Origin of the sequence: Roseospira navarrensis (genome assembly GCF_009601025.1) — a bacterium.
GTDB classification, from domain to species: domain Bacteria; phylum Pseudomonadota; class Alphaproteobacteria; order Rhodospirillales; family Rhodospirillaceae; genus Rhodospira; species Rhodospira navarrensis.
This window is the reverse complement of record NZ_WIVE01000172.1, coordinates 1-705: the sequence shown is the minus strand read 5'-3', so window position 1 is coordinate 705 and position 705 is coordinate 1. Positions and strand designations below refer to the sequence as shown.

The following is a 705-nucleotide window of genomic DNA, read 5'->3' as shown; positions in this document are numbered from 1 at the left end:
CGCGTCTACATCAACATGGAAAACCGGGATGACTGAAGCGCCTCAGACCGAATTTCCATCCCTCAGGTTGCTCAATCGGCGCACCTTGCTGGAATGGCAATCGCTGCCCTATGGCGACGACCCGACTAACCTCGCCACTATCCCGGCGGCGGCGGCGGATCGGTTGGCGGCCGTGGCGGCGGCCTCCGGCTTCGCCGGCCGGGGCGAAACCGGTGTGCTGGAACACGGCCGGCGCGCCCTGCGCGCCCGCAACGTGGTCGGCGTCATCGCGGCCGAGGGCTGCACGCTGGAGATCCTGCCCAAGATCGACGTGGTGGGGGAGGACGAGGGCGACGCCGGCACCGCAGCCATCCGCCGGCGTCTTGTGGACATGCTGGCGGTGGCACTGGACCTGCGCATCGACGTCGGCGCCATCACCGAGTTGGCGTGGCAGCGCGAGACCCTGCTGGAAATCCTGATCCGCGTCTTTGCCGACCACCTGACCGACGCGGTACGGAAGGGCATGCCCCGCCGTTACGTGCGGGAGGAGGACGACCTTCGGGTCCTTCGCGGCTCGCTGGACACGGTGCGCCAGTTCACCCGACACGCAGTGAACCCGGCGCGTCTGGCCTGCCGGTTCGATAATCTAGGCTCAGTTTGCGTTAGATATGCATGCTGGTTGTTTGGGCGAGATAAGTCCGGCGATGCATGCCAGGATTGCACGGG

At 66.5% G+C, this 705-nt stretch carries 1 protein-coding gene; it reads left to right on the top strand.

Annotated features, from left to right (window positions below; translation table 11 throughout):
• Nucleotides 1-28 precede the first annotated feature (28 nt).
• Nucleotides 29-705 (top strand): McrC family protein (locus tag GHC57_RS19150; protein WP_246152523.1); only part of this gene is annotated, 677 nt, incomplete at its 3' end.